This window comes from Chamaesiphon sp. VAR_48_metabat_135_sub, from assembly GCF_031418915.1.
Classification (GTDB): domain Bacteria; phylum Cyanobacteriota; class Cyanobacteriia; order Cyanobacteriales; family Chamaesiphonaceae; genus Chamaesiphon.
The window spans coordinates 1-6,944 of sequence record NZ_JANOJV010000060.1 but is presented as its reverse complement, the minus strand read 5'-3'; the positions used below and the strand labels follow the sequence as shown (position 1 = coordinate 6,944).

10 protein-coding genes are annotated in these 6,944 nt (G+C 44.5%); 6 read left to right on the top strand and 4 right to left on the bottom strand.

All coding sequences use genetic code 11. From position 1 onward, the window contains the following. Positions 1–205: 205 nt before the first annotated feature. From RMO55_RS04850 to RMO55_RS04830, 5 genes are all read left to right on the top strand, one after another. Positions 206–1,321: a CO2 hydration protein gene (locus RMO55_RS04850; RefSeq protein ID WP_310424377.1), complete on the top strand. Its 1,116-nt coding sequence runs from the start codon at positions 206–208 to the stop codon at positions 1,319–1,321. Between the two features lie 163 nt (positions 1,322–1,484). Further along, on the top strand, positions 1,485–2,177 hold the full coding sequence (locus RMO55_RS04845) for a carbonic anhydrase (protein WP_310424374.1): 693 nt from the start codon (positions 1,485–1,487) through the stop codon (positions 2,175–2,177). Between the two features lie 136 nt (positions 2,178–2,313). Further along, a complete protein-coding gene (locus RMO55_RS04840; protein ID WP_310424371.1) occupies positions 2,314–3,312 on the top strand; it encodes a sodium-dependent bicarbonate transport family permease in 999 nt (332 codons plus the stop codon). A gap of 2 nt (positions 3,313–3,314) precedes the next feature. After that, the gene (locus tag RMO55_RS04835; protein ID WP_310424368.1) at positions 3,315–3,602 is read left to right on the top strand and encodes a P-II family nitrogen regulator; all 288 of its coding nucleotides are present in this window, start codon (positions 3,315–3,317) and stop codon (positions 3,600–3,602) included. Positions 3,603–3,724: 122 nt separating this feature from the next. After that, positions 3,725–3,889, top strand: coding sequence for a hypothetical protein (locus RMO55_RS04830; protein WP_310424365.1), 165 nt, complete (start codon positions 3,725–3,727; stop codon positions 3,887–3,889). An 83-nt stretch (positions 3,890–3,972) separates the two neighbouring features. Here RMO55_RS04830 and pheS read toward each other — a convergent pair whose 3' ends face one another. The 4 genes from pheS to RMO55_RS04810 all read right to left on the bottom strand — a co-directional run bounded on the left by pheS (position 3,973) and on the right by RMO55_RS04810 (position 6,748). After that, positions 3,973–4,965, bottom strand: coding sequence for a phenylalanine--tRNA ligase subunit alpha (pheS, locus tag RMO55_RS04825; RefSeq protein WP_310424362.1), 993 nt, complete (start codon positions 4,963–4,965; stop codon positions 3,973–3,975). Between the two features lie 79 nt (positions 4,966–5,044). Beyond that, on the bottom strand, positions 5,045–6,097 hold the full coding sequence (gene pdxA, locus RMO55_RS04820) for a 4-hydroxythreonine-4-phosphate dehydrogenase PdxA (protein WP_310424359.1): 1,053 nt from the start codon (positions 6,095–6,097) through the stop codon (positions 5,045–5,047). After that, the gene (locus RMO55_RS04815) at positions 6,084–6,329 is read right to left on the bottom strand and encodes an addiction module protein (protein ID WP_396134172.1); all 246 of its coding nucleotides are present in this window, start codon (positions 6,327–6,329) and stop codon (positions 6,084–6,086) included. The genes pdxA and RMO55_RS04815 overlap by 14 nt, the downstream gene beginning before the upstream one ends. A gap of 278 nt (positions 6,330–6,607) precedes the next feature. After that, on the bottom strand, positions 6,608–6,748 hold the full coding sequence (locus RMO55_RS04810) for a hypothetical protein (RefSeq protein ID WP_310424354.1): 141 nt from the start codon (positions 6,746–6,748) through the stop codon (positions 6,608–6,610). On the opposite strand from RMO55_RS04810, the gene RMO55_RS04805 reads away from it, so the two are divergent. After that, complete coding sequence (locus RMO55_RS04805) at positions 6,747–6,854, top strand: PetM family cytochrome b6-f complex subunit 7 (RefSeq protein WP_309736810.1); 108 nt, start codon at positions 6,747–6,749, stop codon at positions 6,852–6,854. The two genes, RMO55_RS04810 and RMO55_RS04805, sit on opposite strands and share 2 nt — an antisense overlap. Positions 6,855–6,944 lie beyond the last annotated feature (90 nt).

The window sequence follows — 6,944 nt, the reverse complement described above, 5'->3', positions numbered from 1 at the left end:
ACTTGCGTAGCATCTCCGTCAGGGGATAACTCAACAAACACACCGACACCCTAGAGATGTTGGGTTTCATTCTTCTGCTTGGTGCGCTAAACCGTCGGGAAACCCGACGAGCGCGCATCCGCAACCCAACCTACAACTCTAATATTTTTTCCCCCTTCCCCTTTCCCCTTTCCCCTTATTTCACTATCCAATTTAGCCGCCCTCAATGAACAATACTTGTCATCGTCTCGCCAATTATATCGATCGATTCTACAATGGACAAAGCTTCTTGCCAGATACGCCGAATAATGTCAAAGAAGTTGTCGGTATTTTAGATAGCTATGGCTATGTCCTGGATGCTTATCAAATCAATCTCCAACATATTGCCGATCGCGAATTCCTGACAGTTTTTCCATTCTTCAAGTACTTTAATAATAAAGTATCGATCGACCAATTATCTAAGCATTTATGGCACGATCGAATTAACTTTGAGTATGCTGAATACTGCATGAAAGTCATGCTCTGGCATGGCGGCGGCAATCTAGAGACATATATCGAATCGCCAGAATTTCGAGAACTCATCGAACCAGCAATTCAAGCTAAAATTAAAGGCAAACCAATCATTAAACTCTTGCATCGTCTGTTCCCAGAATTTCTACCAGAGCAGGTGCGTCAATCAGTTTATTACAATGCCCTCGGTCAATTTTGGGAAGTAATGTCTGCTATTTTCCTGACATTGGGCAAAGCTTACGAACAGGGGAAAGTAACTAGCATTCCGCAGGTAGTAGATTGGGTTAAAGCCGGATTGGTAGCTGCTGCGGGCAATCCAATCAACTATGCTGTCGAAATCGATGGTAAATCCTATGATATTTTGCCACCCTCCGCGAATTTAACTTTCTTAATGGATGTGGCCGTACCATATGTGGAAGCCATTTTCTTTCGCGGGACACCGTTTTTAGGCACAGTTTCTTACAATGCCCAAGCCCATCAAATTCCGGTCGAGCAGAATGAATTTACCTATGGAGCATTATATGCCGATCCGCTCCCGATCGGCGGCTCTGGAATTCCGCCAACTTTATTAATGCAGGATATGCGACATTTTATCCCACCCTACCTGCATGAAATTTATCAAAGCACTAAACGCCAAGAAGACGATCTATTAGTAAAAATTTGTCAGAGTTTTCAGAAGTCGATGTACTGTGTAACTAGCGCAACAATTTTAGGGTTAGCTCCCCATCCATTAGATAGCCAAAATCCCCAAGAGCAAGCTACAAACATGGCTTATTTTGAGGGCTGGATGGATCGTTTCCTAACTTCCCAATTGCCGAATATTCAGGGTTAAATATTTGATAATCTATATATCGATCCTCAGTGAGAATCGTAAACCCTAGAGAACGGGCATAAAGCGGCGTTTTTATTATGGGGTTCCCCCATAATAAAAAAACGACAAGACAGCACCGCCCCTACAGGTTAAAATTGTTGCTATAAAATCATCAAAGAAAATCATGAGTTTTATTTCTCGTCGTAATTTACTAAAGCTGACAGCAACCACCGCAGGTATCGGATTAATTACCAACCAATTGGGGATAAATGCCTTAGCAGCACCCGTGAAAATTGCAACCAAAAGTCTCACACCTGATGCCGCATTAGCTAAATTATTAGCGGGGAATCAACGATTTGCAAATCAGACGACTAAAAAACCCCATCAAGGTGCATTTCGTTTGCAAGAAGTAGCTCAAGGGCAACACCCCTTCGCGGCGATTTTAGGTTGCGCTGATTCGCGTGTACCTGTAGAGATACTATTCGATCGAGGACTGGGCGATTTATTCACAGTCAGAGTCGCCGGTAATGTGGCTACGCCTGAAGAAATTGGTAGTCTAGAATATGCCGCTTTATTAGGTACACAAGTCATTTTAGTCTTGGGTCACGAGAGATGTGGTGCAGTCACCGCCGCACTAGCAAATAAACCTGTTCCAGGTCAAATTGGCAGTATTCTAGAGCAGATTCAACCTGCTATCGTTGCAACTAAAGGTCAAGCTGGCGACCCATTAAAAAATGCGATTATCGCTAATGTCAAGAATCAGATCGCGACAATTGAGTCCTCTCCAGTGATGAAAGATTTAATTCAAAAGGGCAATCTGAAAATAGTCGGTGGTTATTACGATCTAGATACTGGACTGGTGAATCAAATTGGATAAGATTTGGATATACCTTCACCAAAGATCGAGAATAGTTTAGACAAGACAGAATTATGACGTATTAACACTAGCAATTGCCTACTGTCCCCCAACCGCCGGATAATGAGGCATCGATTAATAAAATTTTAAAGAGCCGATGGATAGCAGTTTAATTCTGTCTAATATCTTAAATCCGCCAGTACTATTCTTTTTCTTGGGAATGCTGGCGATTTTTGTGCAGTCCGATTTAGAAATTCCCAACCCTTTACCCAAACTATTTTCACTATATCTTCTAGTTTCGATCGGCTTTAAAGGCGGACACGAACTGTTTCAGAGCGGTTTGAGTCCGCTGATTATCGCCACCTTGCTAGCTGCCGTCTTCATGGCATCGATCGTGCCAATCTATTCTTTCTTTATTCTGCGGATTAAGTTAGATACTTATAATGCTGCGGCAATTGCTGCCACCTATGGCTCGATTAGTGCCGTAACATTCATTACGGCTAGTTCCCTGCTCGACAAGCTCCAGATTCCCTATGGAGGGCATATGGTAGCAGCTTTGGCACTGATGGAGTCACCCGCGATTGTGGTGGGATTGATTTTAGTACGTGTCTTTGCCGCTAAAAAAGCTGCTGACGAAGTTGATGAAGCCGAAAGCACAGAAACTTCTTGGGGTGAAGTTTTGCGAGAGGCTTTTTTGAATGGTTCGGTGTTGCTACTCATTGGTAGCGTGATTATTGGCGTAGCAACAGGTCTAGATGGCTGGAATAAAGTACATTTATTTGTCGAGAAAGATCTCTTTTATGGCGCATTAATGTTCTTTCTACTCGATATGGGATTAGTTGCTGCCCGTAGGATTCAAGATCTCCGCCAAACGGGAATGTTCTTGATTGGCTTTGCAGTTTTGATGCCGCTCTTCAATGCCCTACTTGGTATCCTTTTAGCTAAAGCAATTGGGATGGGGCAAGGCGATGCCTTACTATTTGCGGTGCTTTGTGCAAGTGCTTCTTATATTGCTGTGCCAGCCGCAATGCGGATGACTGTCCCTGAAGCTAATCCCAGTTTGTATGTATCGATGGCTCTAGCAATCACATTTCCGTTCAATATTATCGTTGGTATTCCGATTTATCTACAAGCCATTAACATGCTAGGAATGTAATTATGTTGCAGTCAGTCAAAAAAGTTGAAATTATCGTCAGTTATCTAGAAGTCTCTGCTGTTTTGAAAATTCTCAAAAAGAATGCGATTAAACGCTATACCGTGATTAATAATGTCTCTGGTAGTGGCGAGCATGGCTACTCTGGGGATGACTTGATTACCAATAGCTACATTATGATTATTTGTACCGAGCTAGAAATGGCGGAACAACTATCTACTGCGATGCAGCCGCTACTCAAGAAACTTGGCGGGATTTTTATCGTTAGTGACGCTCAGTGGATTGCTCATTAATCTAGTGAATAGTGAATAGTTGCGGGGCAACTGACGTTAATTCCCATTGTGGTGATTTGGTTCACAGGCTCTAGCAAACTTACTAGTTAGATTGTAAGGACACCCCCGATTTTGTCTTTACTATGCGTAAGTTTTTAAGCTGTGGATTAATTGCTGCTTTCGCCATTTTACCTACCGCATTCACTGTCTGTGCTGAACCACCGCCGGCAGAACCTGTCGCTACTCCCACTTCAAGCACCATTCCGACGAAATGTACCGATCGATGTCCGCAACCCACTAGGCAATAAAATAAGTCAAATTGACGCGAGATCCCCGACTTCTTGAAGAAGTCGGGGATCTGTGCTGGGGGATCTGGGAATATAGCGATCGACTAAAACTGGCGCAGGAAGCGCATGTCGCTACCATAGAGCTTGCGGATATCATCGATTTGGTGAAGCACCATTGCAAGGCGTTCTACCCCAAAGCCAGCCGCAAATCCACTATAGACCTCCGGATCGTGACCGACTTTGGTGAGGACATTGGGATCTACCATCCCACAACCCATAATTTCCAACCATCTACCTTGCCATTGCACGTCAACTTCGGCGGAAGGCTCGGTGAAAGGAAAATAACTAGCACGGAAGCGAATCGGCAATTCCATCCCGAAAGCTTGGGTCAGAAACTCTCTGATGGTACCCTTGAGATCTGTAAATGTCAGATCGGGTGCGATCGCCAAAATTTCAATTTGATGGAATACGGCTGAATGCGTCGCATCGACTGTATCGCGACGATAGCAACGTCCAGGCGAAATAATCCGCATCGGTGGTTCGTTCTCTTCCATATAGTGGATTTGCACCGAGGAAGTATGGGTGCGGAGGAGATTCCCATCGGGCAAATAGAAGGTATCCTGCATATCCCGTGCGGGATGATCTGGCGGAGTATTTAGAGCCTCAAAATTATAGTAATCTGTCTCCATTTCTGGTCCCGTCGCGACGGTATAACCCATCCCCACAAAAATATCGATGACTCGATCGATCGTGGCATTGATCGGATGAATTCTACCTGGTGGCTGATATACTCCTGGCATCGTTACGTCGATCGTTTCTGCTGCTAATTGTGCCTGAATTTGAGCAGCTTGGAGATCTGTTTTCGATCGATCTAGTCGTGACTGAATCGCATCCTTAACCACATTCGCTGCCGCACCAATCGCTGGACGCTCTTCGGCGGATAGTTTGCCCATCCCGCCCAAAATTTTCGATATTTCGCCTTTTTTACCGAGATAATCGACACGCAGTTGCTCTAATGCTTCTAGTGTCTGAGTTTGAGCGATCGCGTCTAGTGCTGTCGCTTGAAGTGTCGCTAGTTGTTGTTCGAGATCGCTCATTCAATAATTGATAGTTGATAATTGATAATTGATAATTACCGTTATTCAGTAACAGTTTTAGCAGCAACTGCTCACCAACCTAGATTCTAACCGATCGCATCGATCGAGAATCGGCTAATTCAACCGCAAGCTTAATCGCTTCTACCATACTCCGCGCATCCGCAATTCCCAACGCGGCAATATCAAATGCCGTGCCATGATCCGGCGAAGTCCTTACAAAGGGTAGACCAATTGTCGTATTAATCGCTCGATCGAATGCCATTAATTTTACCGGAATCAACCCCTGATCGTGATATAAAGCTAAATAAGCATCTGCCGCTTGAGGCTGGGGATGAGTGCCAAACCAAGCTTGTCCTGGTTTCACCCACATCGTATCTGGTGGTAAAAGTCCCAGCAATTTGTACTGTGGATAAACTCTCCGCTCTGTCTCCAACCACCGATCCATCCAATCCACTTCTTCACGTCCCAATTGTCCCCCTTCACCACTGTGGGGATTTAGTCCCGCGATCGCGATCGTTCCCGATTGTAGTCCGAAATCTGCTTGCAAACACTCAATTAATAAGCCTAACTTGAGACTGAGTAATTCTGGAGTCAGTGCCTGGGAAACTTTTGCTAGTGGAATATGTGTCGTTGCCAGCAGTGTCCTCAATGTCCAACCAGTATGGGGAGAAACACCAACAAATAGCATCCCAAAACGGTCTATTTTCGCCTTGAGCGCGAGTAATTCAGTTTGACCTGGGAAATGATGCCCTGCTGCCAACCAAGCCGATTTAGCGATAGGTGCGGTGACGATCGCCTCAAACTCACCTGCCAATGTGAGATCGATCGCCAGATCCAGATATGCAAAACTCGCTGTACCACTAGCGGCATTACCATTTCCAACGTTGACACCATCTTTAATCTCGCGATTTAGTGGTACATCAATAATCTTCAAGTCAGCCAAATCGGCTAACTCAATTGTTGACGAGAGCTGCTCCCGCAATTGTCGATAGCGAGCATTTAATAAGTCGAGATTGCCAACTAAGGTCAGATCGTATGCAGCGAGCGATCGGTCGCTTACAGCTTTGAGCACGACTTCTGTCCCGATGCCTGCTGGATCGCCTAATGTGACAGCTAGTCTAGGTTTGCTCATTACTTGATATTAAGCGATGCAATACTTGTGACAAAGCTTCTTCTCCCGAAATGGGCTGTATGGAACCATTTCGCAACTCATCTCTAAGTTTGCTAGCTTCGTCTACCCTCGCAGCCGCAACTATTGCGTCAGTGTCAACAGCTAAACTCTCTACTAGCTTTTGGGCTAAGTGTGCCCTGGTGAGATTGGGTAGAGATAGGACTTCTTGTGTTAGTTGCTCGATCGATCGCATAACTCCTCGCAAAACTGTGAGATCTTGCTTACATTTTAACACTCGAATTTTGATGCGGGGTAGCTAATCGCTATAACTACTACGCTATAACTACTAAATATATTCAGCCTTTTGGCTGTTCTACTCATGATTCTACTGGGGGAAAGGCTCCGCAAACCAGCATAGTACACAGGTTTAGCCGCCAAATCGATCGTCAAGCGATTAAGTGTATTAAATAATACGCTAATCCTCAAAATTTAATTTTTTGAGCATAGCTCTTCGGCATTAGTAATCTAGTACTAAACGATGCAACTTACGGGACTATTCCCGAATCCCAAATCCCGAACCCCGATCGCTGGTACGATATATTTGAGAGTTCCCTGAGTGTTGGGAAACATAAATTCATCATTATAATCATCGATCGGGAGTAATTCAGTCATGGCTGGCGAAATTTTTAATGCGGCAATTTTATCTTCAAGCTTGATTCTCGTAGGTTTGAGCTTGGGATTCCTATTTCTCAAGATTCAAGGCCCTGAAGAGGAGTAATTTGCAGTGGGGAGTGTGGGAAGTGTGGCACATGTGGGGAGAAACATATTTTTTACCCTTTACCCTGTCTTGATTCGCTGTCTTGTCGTT

What these genes read in the sequence shown, in the direction of transcription:
- RMO55_RS04850 (WP_310424377.1), top strand. Translation starts at nt 206, where the DNA reads ATGAACAATACTTGTCATCGTCTCGCCAATTATATCGATCGATTCTAC.
- RMO55_RS04845 (WP_310424374.1), top strand. Translation starts at nt 1,485, where the DNA reads ATGAGTTTTATTTCTCGTCGTAATTTACTAAAGCTGACAGCAACCACC.
- RMO55_RS04840 (WP_310424371.1), top strand. Translation starts at nt 2,314, where the DNA reads ATGGATAGCAGTTTAATTCTGTCTAATATCTTAAATCCGCCAGTACTA.
- RMO55_RS04835 (WP_310424368.1), top strand. Translation starts at nt 3,315, where the DNA reads ATGTTGCAGTCAGTCAAAAAAGTTGAAATTATCGTCAGTTATCTAGAA.
- RMO55_RS04830 (WP_310424365.1), top strand. Translation starts at nt 3,725, where the DNA reads ATGCGTAAGTTTTTAAGCTGTGGATTAATTGCTGCTTTCGCCATTTTA.
- pheS (WP_310424362.1), bottom strand. Translation starts at nt 4,965, where the DNA reads ATGAGCGATCTCGAACAACAACTAGCGACACTTCAAGCGACAGCACTA.
- pdxA (WP_310424359.1), bottom strand. Translation starts at nt 6,097, where the DNA reads ATGAGCAAACCTAGACTAGCTGTCACATTAGGCGATCCAGCAGGCATC.
- RMO55_RS04815 (WP_396134172.1), bottom strand. Translation starts at nt 6,329, where the DNA reads ATGCGATCGATCGAGCAACTAACACAAGAAGTCCTATCTCTACCCAAT.
- RMO55_RS04805 (WP_309736810.1), top strand. Translation starts at nt 6,747, where the DNA reads ATGGCTGGCGAAATTTTTAATGCGGCAATTTTATCTTCAAGCTTGATT.
- RMO55_RS04810 (WP_310424354.1), bottom strand. Translation starts at nt 6,748, where the DNA reads ATGACTGAATTACTCCCGATCGATGATTATAATGATGAATTTATGTTT.